Raw genomic sequence first — 16,832 nt, forward strand, 5'->3', positions numbered from 1 at the left:
GGAGCATGTCACAGCTCCTGATTTTTTCTGTACTGTCTTGGTGTACAGCCCTTGATTTTCGTAAAGACCTTTGTGTAATAATTAGAGTCCGAAAAACCGGACAGCAGTCCTGATTCTGTGATAGAACAGGAGGGATTTTCCAGATATTCCAGGCTGCGTTCAATGCGGTATTCCTGGATGTATCCGAAGAGAGTGATATTCATGCATTTTTTGAAAAGCCGGCTGCATTCGCTGGGACTTAAGTGGATCAGGTCTGCAACATCATTCAGGAGAATCTTTTCAGAGTAGTGTTCTGCGATATAGGACATGATCTGACGGATGCGGCGGTAGTTTTCTTCATCCTGACCGGATGGAAGAGTTGCCTGGGAGATCGTATTTTCATACAAGATTTTCCAGAAGTGCTGCAGTTTGGCGATGATCTCAAATTCATACATGGGTTTCCGGCTACTGTCCAGGTCGATGATGTCACGGATATCTTTTATGGCCTCGGAATGCCATTTACAGGATAGATCAAGCGGTACAGCGGACAGGGAAAAGCTTCGGAGGATCGGTTCTGTATATTTCTGGAAAAGAAGGCTTCCCGAAAATCCGTAGATCAGTTTGGGGTCAAAGGTTATGGGGATATACTGACAGTCCTGATCCTGATACATATATCCGGCATGAAGGGCATTGGCATTGCCAAAGATTGCCTGTCCCTCTTTCAGGTGAAAGGTATTCTGATTGATCTTGTAGAGCATTTCGCCTTTTTTTATATAGGTAAGCTCGATCTCCGGATGCCAGTGCCACAGAAAGGAACCGGTCTCATAGCCGGAAAGCCGCTCGTAGCTTACCAGGAATGGGAAGGAGCTGTCTCCGTGTTTTTTCAGTTCTTTTCCGGCGGGATCTGTGATGATCTGCAAGGTGTTACCTCCTTCCTTCTGTGCGCGGATTCTGAAGTGTATATCTGCTTTTCATAGTGGAATTTATTTTATCAGAAAAGGCAGAAAATGCAAAGGGATATTCCGGGATCACCACAAAATAATACGGTTTTTACACAAAATTGTTATGGACAGAAAAGACGGGACTGTTATAATAAAAGTACATGAAGCGTTACTATTCACTGGTGATATTCTGCGCATTGCGAAGTGTGTTGCTGAGAACGGAGTGAACAGTAACCATGAAGCGTGACAGAGCGGAAGATTTTTTCAGGTTCTTCCGGATCTGGGGTGTAAACTATATAACAGGAGGAAGAAAAAATGGGAACAATTAAAATTCCGGCAGCAGAAGTGCTGAAAAAAATCTATGGCGAGACAGAGGAGAGCAGCGCCCGTTATACCAATCTTGCTGTGAATTTCGAGAAGAAATATCATCATGACAAGGCAGAGTTTTTTACTGCTCCGGGCCGTACGGAGATCATTGGCAACCATGTTGATCATAACGGCGGTCAGATCATTGCGGCAAGTATTGATCTGGATACCATCGGTGCTGCTTATCCAAACGGAACCAATGTGATCCATATGATCAGTGAGGGTTACAAACAGGAAGTAGTTGTTGATCTTGACAAGCTCAGCACAGAAACCTATACAAAAGGTACAGATGCTCTTGTTGCAGGTATTATGGAGTATATGCAGAAAAAAGGCTATGCTACCGGTGGATTTGACGCTTATGTTTCCACCAAGGTTATTGCCGCTGCAGGTGTAAGCTCCTCTGCTTCCTTTGAGATGCTTGTATGTGCGATCACCAATTATTTCTTTAATGAAGGTAAGCTGGAGTATGGCGAGTATGCGAGAGCAGGTCAGTATGCTGAGAATGTTTACTGGAAAAAGGCTTCCGGTCTGATGGACCAGATGGCTTGTGCTGCCGGTGGCCCGATCCTTCTGGATTTCTCTGATAAAGAGAATATCAGCTGTGAGAAGATTGCATTTTCCTTTGAGGATATGGGCTGCAGACTTGTGATCGTAAATACCGGTAAGGGCCATGCAGATCTCAGTGAGGAATATTCCTCTATTCCTATGGAGATGCGTGAGGCTGCGAAGGCTATGGGCGTAGAGCTTCTCTGTGAGTCCAGTATGGAGAATCTTCTGGCACATGTGAAGGATATTCCGAATGACCGTGCTGTTCTTCGTGCGATGCATTTTTATGAAGAGAACAGACGTGTTGCAGATGCTGTGAAGGCTGTTGAGAATAAAGACGGTGAGGGATTCCTGCGCCTTCTTGAAGAGTCTGGTAATTCTTCCTGGGAGTGGCTGCAGAACTGTTATTCTCTACAGAATTGCAAGGAGCAGAAGATTACGTTGAGTCTGGCGCTTACCAAGCTGTTTCTGAATAAGATCGGTGCTGGTATCTGCAGAGTTCATGGTGGTGGTTTTGCAGGAGTTATCATGTGCGTGCTTCCAATCGAGAACGCAGATGCGTATGTGGACTATATGGCTCAGTATGTTGGAAGGGAAAATGTCTATCCGATGAATATCAGGAGTACAGGGGCTGTTCATGTTGAGTGATTTTTGACGGCATAACGAACGTCATGGAGGGCGATTCGTTTCCGAATGCGGCTTTGGCGGCATCCGGAAATGAACCGCCCTTTGCGCTGTACTATGATTTTTTATTTTTTAATCAAAATTTTATGATTTGTTTCTGATTTAAATTTATGGGTTATGGTATAATGAGAAAAATTTTAAGAGAGTATTAAAAAAGAATTTGCAGAAGTTTTCAAGGTGATGTTTCTGGAGTTGTTTTGAGTTTTGTTTTTTTCATTATATTTCATAAGAAAGGTTTGACATATTTATGAGCAGAAGAGAGTTTCTTGAGGTTTTACGGGGGCAGCTGTCCGGACAGATGACCCAGGGGAGAGCTGCGGCTCATGTGCGGTATTATGAGGATTACATTCAGTCTCAGGTCCGGAACGGCCGAAGTGAATCAGATGTTCTGGCAGAACTGGGGGATCCCAGGCTGATTGCCAAGACTTTGATTGATACAGATGACAGTGCAGCTGTTTATGATGAGTCCGGTTATTCTGAAGAGAGCTACGGTGCAGATGATTATGCGGATAATGGGACGGAGAGCAGTGCCGGAAAGACAAGAAGCTTTAAACTGGATCTGAGTACATGGTATGGGAAGGCGATCGTGATCGCCATTGCAGCGTTAATTGTGATACTTTTAACAACTGTTTTGGTGGCAGTTGCTCCATTTTTGATAATTTTTGGTATAGTTTTGTATTTAATATCCTGGTACAGGAAGAAAAAAGTGTAATTGTTCCACAACAGCTGTGAGTTAAAGACAATTTCCGTGTAATGAAATGGATTGCTTGTGAAAAATGTATTTATAAGATTTGCATAAAAAATATGTGTTTGGTCTTGATTTATAGTGGATTTTACTGTATAATCTGGATTAACAAGTTGAGATTGTGTCTGTTTTGTATAAAAACAGATGATGCCATTGAGAAGAGAGAACGGCAGAAGATATACATCGAAGGATGTGTTATTTTCTGCCGATTTTTTTATCTGTTTTTTATGGAAGGTGATCAGAATGGATTGCCTTATTGGGGTGCGGTAAATTGTATAAAATAGATAAAAAAACAATTGTTATTAAATGATAATTGTATAAAATAAATAAAGAAATATTGAAAAATAGAGAAATAGCTGTTGATTATATGTAAGAAATATGTTATTATTTGGTAAAAAGTTGGTAAAGATAACAAATACGCAAATACAAAGGAGGGTAGTGAGAGGGCATTTTTGACAGCAGAACGTAAATGAGAGTTTTGCTTAATGTATTGGGGTAATTGCTGGAAGATATAACGGAAATGTTTTTCAGCAGAATGTGTAATGAGCAACATGATCAGCACTGTCAGGGGGACAGAGATATCGTGATGATGCAGCTGATCGGTAGTACGTAAATTTATGAAAAGCAGGTGATATACAATGAAAAGTAAAAAATCTTTTTTCAGGACAGTGGAGCCTTATCTCTATCTGGTTCCTGTAATGATCCTTTTTATACTGTTTGTATTCTGGCCGTTCGTTAAGACGATCCAGCTGAGCTTTGCCAGAACCACACCTCTTGGTCAGGTGGCACAGTATGTAGGACTTGACAACTATACGAATATTTTTACAGATGGAACGTTCCTTAACAGTTTGGTGACAACACTGAAATTCTCTGTTATGCGAGTTATCCTTTCTATTATGATCGGTTTTATACTGGCGATCATCAGTACAGAGAAAATCAGGGCAAAGGGATTTTTCCGTACTGTATATGCACTTCCGATGGCTATTTCCGCAGCAGCGGCATCTGTAGTGTTCATGTTTATTTTCCACAGCTCTCTGGGTATCCTGAACAGGGCGCTCGGAACTCATATCGGATGGCTGACAGATAAGAAATATGCACTGATCGCAGTTACGATCGTTAGTGTATGGATGGCGATCGGTATGAATTTCATTTACCTTACTGCAGCAATCCAGAGTGTACCGGCTGAGCTTTATGAGAGCGTTGCCCTGGATGGAGCGAATTTCTTCCAGAAGCACCGCCATGTAACGATTCCGTCAATCTCTCCGACACTGTTCTTCCTTCTCATTATCAATGTCATCAACTCCGTACAGGCATACGCAGAGTTCAAGATGATGACCCAGGGCGGACCGGCAGAGAGTACCAACGTTATCGTGTATGAGATTTACCAGGAGGCATTTATCAACAGCCGTTTCGGTGTGGCCTGTTCAGAATCCGTAATTCTGTTTGTTATTTTGATCATCCTGACTGCACTGCAGTTTAGACTGGAAAAGAAGGTGACCTACTGATGAAAGAAAAACCATATGTAAAAGTGGCGATGTATGCGCTGAATATTATTTTTGCAATTATTATTATTGTTCCTGTTATCTACTGTTTCAATGTTAGTATGATGGATCTGAAGGAGATCTACGGCGGAAAGTTCTGGCCGTCCCATCTGACTATCGAGAACTACACAAGAGCATTTCAGCTTGCACCGTTCTTTACCTTCATTAAGAACTCACTGATCGTATCCGGTGTTATCACATTTGCTCAGGTCGTTACAGGTGCTCTTGCAGCATATGCTTTTGCAATGATGGAGTTCAAAGGCAAAAAGGTCCTGTTCTATATTATGCTGGCAACCATGATGATCCCGAGCCAGGCGATCATCATCGCAAACTACCTGACTATTGCTGACTGGGGTATCCGTAATACATACGCAGCGCTGATCCTTCCTAATGCAGCAGCAGCTTTTGCGGTATTCAACATGCGTCAGGCATTCCTGACACTGCCGAAGGAGATCCATGAGGCGGCAGAGATTGACGGATGTACAAATTTCAAGTTCTTATATACCATCGGTGTTCCGCTTATCAAACCATCACTGGGTGCTCTGATCATCTATGTATTCCTTCAGAGCTGGAACTACTATCTGTGGCCACTGCTTGTAACAGACAGTGTAAATATGAGAACGGTTCAGATCGGTCTTGGTATGCTTCAGGGGGCTGAGGCAACAGACTTCCGACCGGTTATGGCTGGCGCTATGGTTATCCTGATTCCGTCGATCCTTGTATTTATCATTGGTCAGAAGCAGATGATCAGTGGTCTGACAGCAGGTGCTGTTAAGGGTTGATCCAATCACATAAGAGCAAGTAGCAAAAATGTTAATTTGTCCGACCTGTATTGGGGCGGGTCGGACCATTATAAAAGGAGGGTTTCTATATGAACAACAAAAAATGGATGGCGATTCTTTTAGGAGGAATCATGGCTGCATCTCTGGCAGCTCCGTGCTCAGTAAGTGCAGCTGAGAAAACAACACTTACATTCTGGCATGCAATGGGCGGCACAAACGGTGAGGTGCTTCAGCAGATCGTGGATGATTTCAACGCATCCCAGGATGAGATTGAGATTAAAGCTGAGTATCAGGGAACCTATGATGATACCATCACAAAACTGAAAGCTGCTATGCAGAGTGACTCCGGTCTTCCGGATGTCTGCCAGATGTATGACGTAGGAACAAAGTTCATGTATGACAGTGGTGCTGTCATTCCTGTAGAAGACAAATTTGAGAGCACAGGCTATGATAAGAGCTCTGTTATGGAGGTTATCAGCAGCTACTATACCGTAGACGGCAAGCAGTATGCAATGCCATTTAACGTATCCACACCTATGCTGTATTACAACAAAGACGTATTTGAGGCAGCAGGACTTGATCCTGAAACTCCGCCAACAACTTATGATGAGGTTCTTGAGGATGCCAAGAAGATCGTAGAGAGCGGAGCAGCTCCGGTTGGTTATTCACAGGCTATTTACGGATGGTTCTTTGAGCAGCAGCTTGCAGGACTTGGTGTAACATACGGAAACAATGACAATGGACGTAAAGAGGCAGTTACAGCTGTTGATTTTGATTCCAACGGCGGCGGCCTGAAAGTATTTGATATGTGGAAAAAGCTGTATGATTCCGGATATTTCGAAGATTACGGAACAACAACAGCAGATACTCAGACAGCATTCTTCTCCGGACAGGTTGGTATGATCATCGAGTCTACTGCTATCCTGAAAAATGCAGTTGATTCTTCTCCGTTCGAAGTTGGTACAGGATATCTTCCGAGAATCGAGCAGAATGATGAAGGCGGTGTTATCATCGGTGGTGGATCCCTGTGGCTTACAGATACAGGCAACGAAGCTAACGAAGATGCAGCATGGAAATTCATCGAGTACATCACAACTCCTGATGTACAGGCTAAATGGTCCATGGGTACAGGATACTTTGCGATCAACGAGAAAGCTTATGAGACAGAGGATATGAAGGCTTACCTCAAAGAAAACCCGAACTTCGAGACAGCTATCAACCAGCTGAAGGATTCTCCTGTAAACTGCAATACAGCAGGTGTTCTCTCAGGTGTACAGACAGAAGCCCGTCTTACATTCAACGAGATCATGCCGCAGGTATATGATGGCAAGCTTACAACTCAGGACGCTGTTGATCAGCTTGCAGTTTCTGTAAACAAAGCGATCGAGAACTATAACGAGTCTATTAAATAATCAGAATGCCCTCTGATCAGTAGATAGAGCAACAGATAGGGATACCGCCGCTGGGCGCCGGTATCCCTGCTGTTTTACATGCTGTGAGACTACAGATCATGTATATCCGGGGTATAGGATCATATGAAAAACTGCGTAGTGAGACGGACGGAGTGAGTCCGGCTGACTAGACAGCTTTCGAATGGAGTGAGTGTGGCCTGCGGCGTTCGTGCAAGGCAAAATGAAGTGATGCGCTATTGGCGTTATCACCGGCAGAAAATAATGTTACAACAGGAAAGGAGCAAATTTATGGGCGGAATTCTCGGAGCATGTAATGCAATATCGGATTATTTGCACACTTTAAATATGGGATCGACGCTGTTTCGGCTGATTCTTGCGATGTTTCTTGGATGTCTGATCGGTATTGATCGTGGAATGAAGAAGCGTGTGGCAGGTGTAAAAACACATATGATCGTCTGTATGGGGGCAACTTTGGTTATGATGACGGGCGATTTTATCCATGTATATTCTAATGGGGCAGGAATCGGAGATACTGCACGACTTGGCGCACAGGTTGTCAGCGGGATTGGTTTTCTTGGAGTGGGAACTATCATTGTGACCGGACAGAGACATGTATCCGGTCTTACAACAGCAGCCAGTCTTTGGACTTCTGCGTGTATCGGACTTGCTGTGGGAATCGGCTTTTACAGCGGTGCGATCTTTACCACGCTGGGGCTTATTCTGGTGTTCAAATATGCGAAATATATAGAGGTTTATGTGGAAGAGCATTCCAATACCTATGACGTATATATGGAGTTTGAAAATGAAGACAAGATGAGTATGGTCATAAAGAAGCTCCGGGAAGAGGACATCATGATCTCCAACGTAGTTATCATCAAAAAGAGATCCAAAACACAGAGTGTGGTGATCCAGGCAACAATGGAGGCTGCCAAATGGAAAGCACGCCATACTGTATTTCGTGAGGTAAGACAGCAGGAAGGAGTTATTTCTGTGGAGGAAATATGATCGGGAATCGGGAATACAATGAAACTTATCATGTTTTTGAGAAAGTTAAGAGCATGTTAAAGAAAAAACGATGTATTTTACGAAAAATGCACTTGAAATATGAAGAATAGTCTGATACAATGAATACAAAGTGAAGAAGGAATCTGATTCAGCTTGCTGAATACAGAGAATGCCATTGAGAACAGAGACCGGCATGAAGACACATGGATAAGTGTGTTTTTATGCCGGCTATTTTTATGCGCAAATGTTAATGTTTCAAAAGGATTACAAGGGTTACAAAGGGTTACGGCATAAAAATAATGGCATATTCACTTGAAAGATTGCTGTTCGTAAGCAGTACTCCTCGCAGAATATATACCTGCGGACGGCAATGCTTGTGTTGCAACGGATATTCTGCTGTTTCCGGCGCAGAGAAAGCCGGGGACAGTTCAGAAGATCCGCAAACAGGAAAGGAGAAACAGATCTATGTATGATGTGATCATTATCGGAGCAGGAGTTTCCGGAGCGGCAGCGGCGAGAGAGCTTTCAAGATATCGGCTGAAAATCTGCGTTCTGGAGCGAGAAGAGGATGTATGCTGTGGAACTTCCAAGGCAAACAGCGGAATCGCTCATTCCGGTTATGATGCAGAACCGGGAAGCCTTATGGCGGAACTGAATGTGAAGGGCAGCAATATGATGGGACAGCTTTCGAAGGAACTGGATTTTCCTTTTAAACAGACTGGTTCACTGACTGTCTGTACGACTGAGAATGGAATCGCCATGCTGCATAAGCTGCGTGAAAGAGGACTGAAAAACGGAGTAGAGGGACTGAGGATCCTTGACAGAGAAGAGGCACTTGCCATGGAGCCGAATCTGTCTGATCAGGTGCTGGCAGCGCTGTATGCACCGACAGCCGGAATTGTCTGTCCCTTTGAGCTGAACATTGCAATGGCAGAGAATGCATATAACAATGGTGTGGAATTTAAATTTGACACAGAAGTAAAGAACATCCGAAAACAGGAAAAAGGTTTTGTTGTGGAAACCTCAAAGGGTGATCTTGAGACAGGCTGTATCGTCAATGCTGCCGGTGTCTATGCGGATGTTTTTCATAATATGGTAAGTGAGAAAAAACTGCATATCACTCCTCGTAAGGGTGAGTATATGCTTCTTGATAAAAGTGCAGGAACACATGTGAATCATACGATCTTTGCACTTCCAAATCAGAACGGAAAAGGAGTTCTGGTAACACAGACTGTTCACGGTAATCTTCTGATCGGGCCTACAGCTACGGATCTGGAGGATCGGGAGGAAACAGCGACTACATCAGAGGGGATGGAGGAAGTAAGTGCCAAATCCCGGAAAACAGTAAAGGATATTCCACTGCGGAAGGTGATCACAAGCTTTGCAGGGCTTCGAGCTATCGAGGACGGTATGGATTTTGTGATCGAAGAGGTGGAGGATGCTCCCGGATTTATCGATTGTGCAGGAATCGCATCCCCGGGACTTACCAGCTCACCGGCCATTGGCTGTATGGTTGCTGACATCGTAAAAGAAAAATTACATCCGGAAGTAAATCCGGATTTTGATCCGGTGAGAAAAGGGATCCTGGATCCGTCAGAGCTTTCTCTGGAAGAAAGAAATGAGCTGATCAAAAGATCACCGGAATATGGAAATATCATCTGCAGATGTGAGATGATCTCTGAGGGAGAGATCCTGGATGCGATCCGAAGACCGCTTGGAGCGAAATCCCTGGACGGAGTAAAACGTCGTACAAGAGCAGGAATGGGAAGATGTCAGTCAGGCTTCTGCTCTCCCAGAACAATGGAAATCCTCAGCCGAGAGCTTGGCATTTCCATGGAGGAGATCACAAAAACAGGCGGAGCTTCCAGACTGATCGAAGGAATCAACAAGAAAATTGCAGAGGAGGGCGAGAACCATGAATGATAAGATTATGGTGAAGAGAGATATCGTGATCATAGGCGGAGGCCCTGCAGGACTGGCAGCAGCCCTGGCTGCAAAGAAAGAGGGAGCAGAGAGTATCCTGATCCTGGAACGTGATAAGGAACTGGGCGGGATCCTGAATCAGTGTATCCATAATGGATTTGGCCTTCATACATTTCAGGAGGAGCTGACAGGACCGGAATATGCGGCACGTTTTATCCGGATGGTAAAAGAGCAGCAGATCGAGTACCGGCTGAACACCATGGTCATGGATATCAGCCAGGATAAGGTGATCACTGCCATGAGCCGCCAGGAGGGAATGTATCAGATCCGGGCAAAAGCTGTGATCCTTGCCATGGGCTGCAGAGAGAGACCGCGAGGTGCACTGAACATTCCGGGATATCGACCGGCAGGCATTTATTCAGCAGGAACAGCACAGCGCCTTGTAAATATGGAAGGATTTATGCCGGGAAAAAAAGTAGTGATCCTGGGATCCGGTGATATCGGACTGATCATGGCCAGACGTATGACGCTGGAAGGTGCAGAGGTTAAGGCAGTGGCAGAACTGATGCCATATTCCGGAGGCCTGAAGCGAAATATCGTGCAGTGCCTGGATGACTTTGGTATCCCGTTGAAGCTTAGCCATACAGTGGTTGACATAAAAGGAAAAGAACGTGTGGAAGGAATCACTCTTGCAGAGGTAGACGAAAACAGACGCCCGATTCCCGGTACAGAGGAATTTTTTGAATGCGATACGCTTCTTCTTTCTGTTGGTCTGATCCCGGAGAATGAGCTTTCCGGACAGGCAGGTGTGAAGCTGAGCAATGTGACTTCCGGACCGGTGGTAAACGAAAGTCTGGAGACAAATGTAGAAGGTATTTTTGCCTGCGGAAATGTTCTTCATGTTCACGATCTGGTGGATTTTGTTTCGGAGGAAGCCGGCAATGCAGGAAGAAATGCGGCTCTCTATATAAACAACAATGGAGAGGACAAAATACCGGAAGAGATAAAGATCACGCTTTCGCCCCAAAACGGAGTCCGCTATACAGTGCCGTCTGAGATCCGTACCGGTCATATGGCGGAGGAGCAGCTGGTCCGCTTCCGTGTGGGAAATGTATATAAAAATTGTTACATTCGTGCATATCTGGATGGAGAACGGATCTTTTCCAGAAAAAAACAGGTGGCAGCACCCGGAGAGATGGAACAGATCAAATTGAAAAAAGAGCAGCTTCTTTCCATTCTGGAAGGAAAACAGAAACAGGATAAACATGAACTTGTGATCCAGGTGGAGGAGTGATGAAAATGGAAAAAAGGAATCTTACTTGTATCGGATGTCCTATGGGATGCGCCCTTCTGGTGGAAATGGATGGAAAAGAGATCATTTCCGTCACAGGAAATACCTGTAAAAAAGGTGCGGAATATGCAGTGAAGGAAGTGACAGATCCGACCAGGATCGTGACAACGACCGTGCGTGTGAAGAATGGAAGCATGCCGGTGGTGTCAGTAAAGACAGCACAGGATATTCCGAAAGGAAAGATTTTTGACTGTGTGGAAACGCTGCGGGATGTATGTGTGGAAGCGCCGGTTCAGATCGGGGACGTGATCCTGGAGAATGTAGCAGGCACAGGCGTGGATATCGTGGCTACAGGAAATGTGAAGCAGATCATACAGTGATCTGCAAAGGATATATATGGCAATCTGTATGCTTATAATATGTCAGCCCTCCGGCAGACAAAGCGAATAAAATAAACCTGAAAAGGCGGTTTTATCGCTTTGTTTGCCATGAAATAAAATATGCAAAATACACAAAAAATAATAAGAAGAAAAAGAATAATTAATTAAAAAGCAACAAAAAAACGTAAAAAAACAGACAAAAAATGTTGAAAATAAATAAACGCTATGATATAATCAGAAATATGAATTAGCAAAAATGCTCACAACGATGTAATGCATTGAATGGAGGATGATTAGAATGAAAGTATTTGGACATCGTGGTTTCAGCGGAGAATATCCGGAGAATACAATGCTGGCGTTTCAGAAGGCTGTGGAGGCTGGTTGCGAGGGGATCGAGCTTGATGTGCAGCTGACCAAGGATCTGGTTCCGGTGATCATGCACGATGAGAAGGTTGATCGTACCACAGATGGAAACGGGTATATCTATGATCTTACATATGCTGAGCTGTGTAAACTGGATTGCAGTTATCCGGATAAGTTTGCCGGAAAATTCGGCAGGCTTCAGATTCCGACTTTGAGAGAGTATTTGGAGTGGATGGCAGAGGAGGAAGATCTGATCACAAACATCGAGCTGAAGAACAGTGTTTATTATTATGGTGGTATGGAAGAGAAGGTCATTGATATGATCTGCGAATATGGTCTGGAGGATCGGATCATTCTTTCCTCTTTCAATAACGCATCCATTGTATTGTGCAGACAGAGTGATGAGACTATTGCAGGAGGTTTTCTGGTAGAGAAATACGTGGATAATGCAGGGGTTTATGCAAGAACCTGTGATGTGCAGTATTATCATCCGAATCTGGAATACCTGAAGGAAGAACATGTACGCAGCTGTTCCCAGAACGGGATCGGGGTGAATGTCTGGACTGTAAACGAGGAAGAGGATATGAGAAGGATGAAGAAATGGGGAGTAAACTCCATCATCACCAATTATCCGGACAGAGGAAGAGCAGTGGCAGACGAGGATTGAAACTGTAATGCAAAGACGCTTTCTGTAAGGTACATACAGGAGGCAGGATAAATTTGAAATCTCCGGCAGGAGGGGGTCCTGCTGCAGATCTATATAAGCAAAATAAAAAAACTATAATAATGTATATGGAGGATTTTTACAATGGAGAAAGAAACAAGACCTTTTATTTCCTGGCAGCTTGCAGATGATTTTATGACTGCAGTATTTGAGAAAATGGGAGTTCCGACGGAGGATGCAAGACTTTGCGCTGATGTACTTCTGGAGAGTGACAGACGTGGAATCGAGAGCCATGGCTGTAACCGCTTTAAACCGATCTATATCGACCGTATCAAATCCGGAATCTTAAATCCAGTAACAAAGATCGATATCCTTAAAGAGACACCAACAACTGCAGTTCTCGATGCCAACGATGGTATGGGAATGGTAGCCAGCAAGAAGGCTATGGACATGTGTATTGAAAAAGCACATAAATACGGCATGGGTATGGTTGCAGTCCGTAACTCTTCCCATTATGGAATCGCAGGATATTGGACAGGTCTCGCTGCAAAAGAGAATATGATCGGTATCAGTGGTACCAACGCAAGACCATCCGTTGCACCGACATTTGGTGTTGAGAATATGCTTGGAACCAACCCACTGACATTTAGTATGCCTACAGATGAGCCGTTCCCGTTTACACTGGACTGTGCAACATCTGTTATCCAGAATGGCAAGATCGAATACTACGCACGTATCAACCATGATACTCCTAAGGGTCTTGTTATTTCCAGAGAAGGAGAGGAGCTTACAGATAGTGCAGAGATCCTTAAGAAGATCAGAAGCCAGCAGGCAGCACTTGCTCCTCTCGGTGGATTTGGTGAGACAACCGGAGGATATAAGGGATACGGATACTCTACTGTTGTTGAGATCCTTTCCGCTGCTCTTCAGTCCGGTCTCTTCCTGAAAGCTCTGGATGGTAAGGATGAGGAAGGAAAGATCCGTCCATATCATCTTGGACATTTCTTTATTGCTATCGACACAGAGGCATTTATGGGTGCAGAGGCATTCAAGAAAACATGCGGTGATATCCTGAGAGACCTGAGAGGCTCCGAGAAGGCTCCTGGACAGGAACGTATCTACACAGCAGGCGAGAAGGAATATGATGTATGGATGTATCGTAAGGATAAGGGAGTTCCGGTGACAGAGGCAGTTCAGAAAGAGTTTATCGGACTTCGCGATGAATTCGGACTTACACAGTTCAAATTCCCGTTTGAGAAATAATGTATCTGCAGAAGGGAAGTCCATAGGGGCTTCCCTTCTTTTACCAGAGAAGAAGATTGTCTGAGAATTGTAATACAGCCGGAAATAAAACAGATATATTTGGCAAATGCGTCTGGTCTTTGAAGCAATAAACTGATACAATAAGAATAATATCTTCAAATAATGCGCGGAGATAGGATGATATTGTGTGAACATTGCGGAGGAAGAGAGAAGATGAACAAAGAATTTCTGGACGCGATCGAGGCGAACCCGATCATAGCGGCTGTAAAGGATGAGCAGGGACTTCAGAACTGTCTGGGCAGGGAGGAGCTTACCGTGATCTTTATCCTGTATGGAGATATCCGTTCTATTGGGGGAATTGTGGAGCGGATCCACCAGGCGGGGAAGATCGCGATGGCACATATAGACCTGATCACAGGTTTAAGCTCAAAAGAGGTTTCTGTGGATTATATTTGTAAAAATATCCATGCAGATGGGATCATTTCAACAAAAGCATCCATGATCAACAGGGCGAAGAAGCTTGGAATGTATACAGTTCTGCGTTTTTTCCTTATTGATTCCATGGCGATCAAGAATATTGAGAATCTGGGAAATCAGCATGAGCAGCTGCCGGATGTGGTAGAGGTTCTGCCGGGGCTGATGCCGAAGATTCTTAAACAGATATGTAAAACAAGCAAGGTGCCTGTGATCGCAGGCGGTTTGATCTCCGATAAGGAGGATGTGATGGGAGCCCTGGGTGCGGGGGCAGCAGCGGTTTCCACTACAAATCAGAAGGTATGGGAATTATGAGGCTGCAGAGGCATTGAGCCGCAGCCAAGAAATGTATTGGAGGATTTTTATATGGCAAAATATGTTATGGCGCTGGATTCCGGAACGACCAGTAACCGCTGTATTCTTTTTGATGAAAGTGGAAGGATCCGCAGTGTGGCGCAGAAGGAGTTTATCCAGCATTTTCCGAAACCGGGATGGGTAGAGCATGATGCAGGTGAGATCTGGTCCACACAGCTTTCTGTTGCCAGAGAGGCTATGAACCAGATTGAGGCAACGGCAGAGGATATTGCAGCGATCGGTATCACCAATCAGAGAGAGACCACTATTGTCTGGGATAAGAATACGGGACAGCCGGTTTATCATGCCATCGTATGGCAGTGCAGGAGAACCTCAGAATACTGCGACAGCCTGAAAGCAAAGGGACTGGAAGAAAAATTCCGTCAGAAAACAGGACTTGTTATCGATGCGTATTTTTCTGCCACCAAAGTAAAATGGATCCTGGATAATGTGGAGGGCGCCCGCGAAAGAGCAGAGAAGGGAGAGCTTCTGTTTGGTACCGTGGAGACCTGGCTGATCTGGAAGCTGACCAAGGGAGCTGTTCATGTAACAGATTATTCCAATGCATCCAGAACAATGATGTTCAATATCAATACACTGGAGTGGGATGATGAGATCCTGGAGGAGCTTGACATTCCGAAATGCATGCTTCCGCAGGTAAAAGAGTCCAGTGAGATTTATGGTGAGACAGATCCGTCCTTTTTCGGTGGAAGGATTCCGGTAGCCGGTGCTGCCGGTGACCAGCAGGCGGCGCTGTTCGGGCAGGCCTGCTTTAAGAAAGGTGAAACCAAGAATACATATGGAACCGGTGGCTTTCTTCTGATGAATGCAGGAGATAAACCGGTATTTTCCAATAACGGGCTGGTTACAACCATCGGATGGGGACTTAACGGAGAGATCACTTATGTTCTGGAGGGATCCGTATTTGTGGCTGGTGCTGCGATCCAGTGGCTTCGTGATGAGCTTCATCTGGTGGATTCCGCATCGGATACCGAGTATTTTGCGGGAAAGGTACCGGATGCAAACGGCTGCTACGTCGTGCCTGCATTTACAGGACTTGGAGCTCCTTACTGGGATCAGTATGCCCGTGGCACGATCGTGGGATTGACCCGTGGTGTAAATAAGTATCATATTGTGCGTGCGACTTTGGAATCACTTGCATATCAGGTCAATGATGTGCTGGAGGTTATGAAGGAAGATGCAGGAAGTGACCTTGCAGTTCTTCGTGTAGACGGCGGAGCAAGTGCAAACAATCTTCTCCTGCAGATCCAGGCCAATATCAGTAATGTGGCTGTAGAACGTCCGGAATGTATTGAGACAACTGCTCTTGGTGCCGCATATCTTGCAGGTCTTGCTGTGGGATTCTGGGAAAGCAAGGAGGCAGTACTGGAAAGTCGTGATGTGGAACGTATTTTCCGCACGGAGATCGATGACGAGAAGCGAAATGCCATGGTAAAAGGCTGGAGAGCTGCAGTAGGCTGCTCCAGAGACTGGATCAAAAAGATCCAGTAAAAGATAAAAAAGAAAAGTCATGCAGCGGGACCGGATGAAAATGTCCTGTGCATGGCTTTTTTGCGTTTCCGGAATGTCACAGACAGACCGGCATAGTAAGCGATCGCGGAACAGATCCGCCGGAGCTTACAGAGTGGCCAGATCGATCCTGTAATCGTCGGAACCCTCTCCGTCAGCAGTGTAGTAAGCTGCTCTTTCTTCTGCATTTACATAGATGTGGAGCTCTTTGCCTTTCAGGCCTTTTGCTTCTGCATCTTTCTTAACAGCTGCCTCAAGGTCGGCAACTGTGATGGATGTCTCAAAAATTTCAAGTGTGATGCCGCTGATCTTATGATTTTTTACAGTGTTCTTAACTTCTTCTACTACTTCTGGTGCCTTGGCTGCTACAGTCTCTGTTGCCTTTTTGACTGCTTTAACGGTTTTTTCAGCTGCAGGTGTTTTTTCAATCTTTTCTACAGTTGATTTCACGGTAGCTTTGGCTTTGGTGGTTGCGCTCTTCAGGTTGCTTGTTCTGCTGTTTCTTCTTTTTTCCATAATGGAACACTCCCTTCCGCATATCTCGCTGACAGAATGGATCTGTCGGAATATGTACCTGTTTACAGTACCA

The 16,832-nt window shown here is 44.8% G+C and carries 15 protein-coding genes; 13 read left to right on the plus strand and 2 right to left on the minus strand.

Translation table 11 applies throughout. The features are described 5' to 3' along the window. Nucleotides 1-8: 8 nt before the first annotated feature. On the minus strand, nucleotides 9-899 hold the full coding sequence (locus tag NQ489_RS03825) for an AraC family transcriptional regulator (protein WP_021651859.1): 891 nt from the start codon (nucleotides 897-899) through the stop codon (nucleotides 9-11). A gap of 345 nt (nucleotides 900-1,244) precedes the next feature. Here NQ489_RS03825 and NQ489_RS03830 point away from each other — a divergent pair, with 345 nt between their 5' ends. From NQ489_RS03830 to glpK, 13 genes are all read left to right on the plus strand, one after another. Next, nucleotides 1,245-2,480, plus strand: a complete 1,236-nt coding sequence (locus tag NQ489_RS03830; protein WP_431833698.1) for a galactokinase — start codon at nucleotides 1,245-1,247, stop codon at nucleotides 2,478-2,480. Between the two features lie 283 nt (nucleotides 2,481-2,763). Next, nucleotides 2,764-3,228, plus strand: coding sequence for a DUF1700 domain-containing protein (locus tag NQ489_RS03835; protein ID WP_021651862.1), 465 nt, complete (start codon nucleotides 2,764-2,766; stop codon nucleotides 3,226-3,228). Nucleotides 3,229-3,899: 671 nt separating this feature from the next. Beyond that, nucleotides 3,900-4,766, plus strand: coding sequence for a carbohydrate ABC transporter permease (locus tag NQ489_RS03840; protein WP_021651864.1), 867 nt, complete (start codon nucleotides 3,900-3,902; stop codon nucleotides 4,764-4,766). Next, a complete protein-coding gene (locus tag NQ489_RS03845; protein ID WP_021651865.1) occupies nucleotides 4,766-5,584 on the plus strand; it encodes a carbohydrate ABC transporter permease in 819 nt (272 codons plus the stop codon). The genes NQ489_RS03840 and NQ489_RS03845 overlap by 1 nt, the downstream gene beginning before the upstream one ends. A gap of 89 nt (nucleotides 5,585-5,673) precedes the next feature. Next, on the plus strand, nucleotides 5,674-6,996 hold the full coding sequence (locus NQ489_RS03850) for an ABC transporter substrate-binding protein (protein ID WP_021651866.1): 1,323 nt from the start codon (nucleotides 5,674-5,676) through the stop codon (nucleotides 6,994-6,996). Nucleotides 6,997-7,284: 288 nt separating this feature from the next. Continuing rightward, nucleotides 7,285-8,001, plus strand: coding sequence for an MgtC/SapB family protein (locus tag NQ489_RS03855; RefSeq protein WP_022426944.1), 717 nt, complete (start codon nucleotides 7,285-7,287; stop codon nucleotides 7,999-8,001). 465 nt (nucleotides 8,002-8,466) lie between these two features. Further along, nucleotides 8,467-9,924 (plus strand): NAD(P)/FAD-dependent oxidoreductase, encoded by a 1,458-nt coding sequence (locus tag NQ489_RS03860; protein ID WP_021651870.1) that lies wholly within the window; start codon nucleotides 8,467-8,469, stop codon nucleotides 9,922-9,924. A gap of 7 nt (nucleotides 9,925-9,931) precedes the next feature. Beyond that, nucleotides 9,932-11,218 (plus strand): NAD(P)/FAD-dependent oxidoreductase, encoded by a 1,287-nt coding sequence (locus NQ489_RS03865; RefSeq protein ID WP_044961715.1) that lies wholly within the window; start codon nucleotides 9,932-9,934, stop codon nucleotides 11,216-11,218. A gap of 5 nt (nucleotides 11,219-11,223) precedes the next feature. Then, nucleotides 11,224-11,595 (plus strand): DUF1667 domain-containing protein, encoded by a 372-nt coding sequence (locus NQ489_RS03870; protein WP_044961717.1) that lies wholly within the window; start codon nucleotides 11,224-11,226, stop codon nucleotides 11,593-11,595. 298 nt (nucleotides 11,596-11,893) lie between these two features. Further along, entirely contained in the window at nucleotides 11,894-12,625 is a 732-nt protein-coding gene (locus NQ489_RS03875; RefSeq protein ID WP_021976755.1) for a glycerophosphodiester phosphodiesterase, read from the plus strand. Nucleotides 12,626-12,766: 141 nt separating this feature from the next. After that, nucleotides 12,767-13,885, plus strand: coding sequence for an Ldh family oxidoreductase (locus NQ489_RS03880; protein WP_015527445.1), 1,119 nt, complete (start codon nucleotides 12,767-12,769; stop codon nucleotides 13,883-13,885). Nucleotides 13,886-14,098: 213 nt separating this feature from the next. Next, entirely contained in the window at nucleotides 14,099-14,674 is a 576-nt protein-coding gene (locus tag NQ489_RS03885) for a glycerol-3-phosphate responsive antiterminator (RefSeq protein WP_015527444.1), read from the plus strand. Nucleotides 14,675-14,725: 51 nt separating this feature from the next. Further along, complete coding sequence (gene glpK, locus NQ489_RS03890; RefSeq protein WP_021651875.1) at nucleotides 14,726-16,225, plus strand: glycerol kinase GlpK; 1,500 nt, start codon at nucleotides 14,726-14,728, stop codon at nucleotides 16,223-16,225. Nucleotides 16,226-16,351: 126 nt separating this feature from the next. On the opposite strand, the gene NQ489_RS03895 is transcribed toward glpK, so the two are convergent. Beyond that, entirely contained in the window at nucleotides 16,352-16,759 is a 408-nt protein-coding gene (locus NQ489_RS03895) for a DUF6465 family protein (RefSeq protein ID WP_021651876.1), read from the minus strand. Nucleotides 16,760-16,832: the final 73 nt, after the last annotated feature.

The sequence above is a fragment of the Blautia sp. KLE_1732_HM_1032 genome, from assembly GCF_025147905.1.
Lineage (GTDB): Bacteria > Bacillota > Clostridia > Lachnospirales > Lachnospiraceae > Blautia_A > Blautia_A fusiformis.

Coding starts and splice junctions, on each gene's coding strand:
- NQ489_RS03835 (WP_021651862.1), top strand. CDS start 2,764: ATGAGCAGAAGAGAGTTTCTTGAGGTTTTACGGGGGCAGCTGTCCGGA.
- NQ489_RS03840 (WP_021651864.1), top strand. CDS start 3,900: ATGAAAAGTAAAAAATCTTTTTTCAGGACAGTGGAGCCTTATCTCTAT.
- NQ489_RS03845 (WP_021651865.1), top strand. CDS start 4,766: ATGAAAGAAAAACCATATGTAAAAGTGGCGATGTATGCGCTGAATATT.
- NQ489_RS03850 (WP_021651866.1), top strand. CDS start 5,674: ATGAACAACAAAAAATGGATGGCGATTCTTTTAGGAGGAATCATGGCT.
- NQ489_RS03855 (WP_022426944.1), top strand. CDS start 7,285: ATGGGCGGAATTCTCGGAGCATGTAATGCAATATCGGATTATTTGCAC.
- NQ489_RS03860 (WP_021651870.1), top strand. CDS start 8,467: ATGTATGATGTGATCATTATCGGAGCAGGAGTTTCCGGAGCGGCAGCG.
- NQ489_RS03865 (WP_044961715.1), top strand. CDS start 9,932: ATGGTGAAGAGAGATATCGTGATCATAGGCGGAGGCCCTGCAGGACTG.
- NQ489_RS03870 (WP_044961717.1), top strand. CDS start 11,224: ATGGAAAAAAGGAATCTTACTTGTATCGGATGTCCTATGGGATGCGCC.
- NQ489_RS03875 (WP_021976755.1), top strand. CDS start 11,894: ATGAAAGTATTTGGACATCGTGGTTTCAGCGGAGAATATCCGGAGAAT.
- NQ489_RS03880 (WP_015527445.1), top strand. CDS start 12,767: ATGGAGAAAGAAACAAGACCTTTTATTTCCTGGCAGCTTGCAGATGAT.
- NQ489_RS03885 (WP_015527444.1), top strand. CDS start 14,099: ATGAACAAAGAATTTCTGGACGCGATCGAGGCGAACCCGATCATAGCG.
- glpK (WP_021651875.1), top strand. CDS start 14,726: ATGGCAAAATATGTTATGGCGCTGGATTCCGGAACGACCAGTAACCGC.
- NQ489_RS03895 (WP_021651876.1), bottom strand. CDS start 16,759: ATGGAAAAAAGAAGAAACAGCAGAACAAGCAACCTGAAGAGCGCAACC.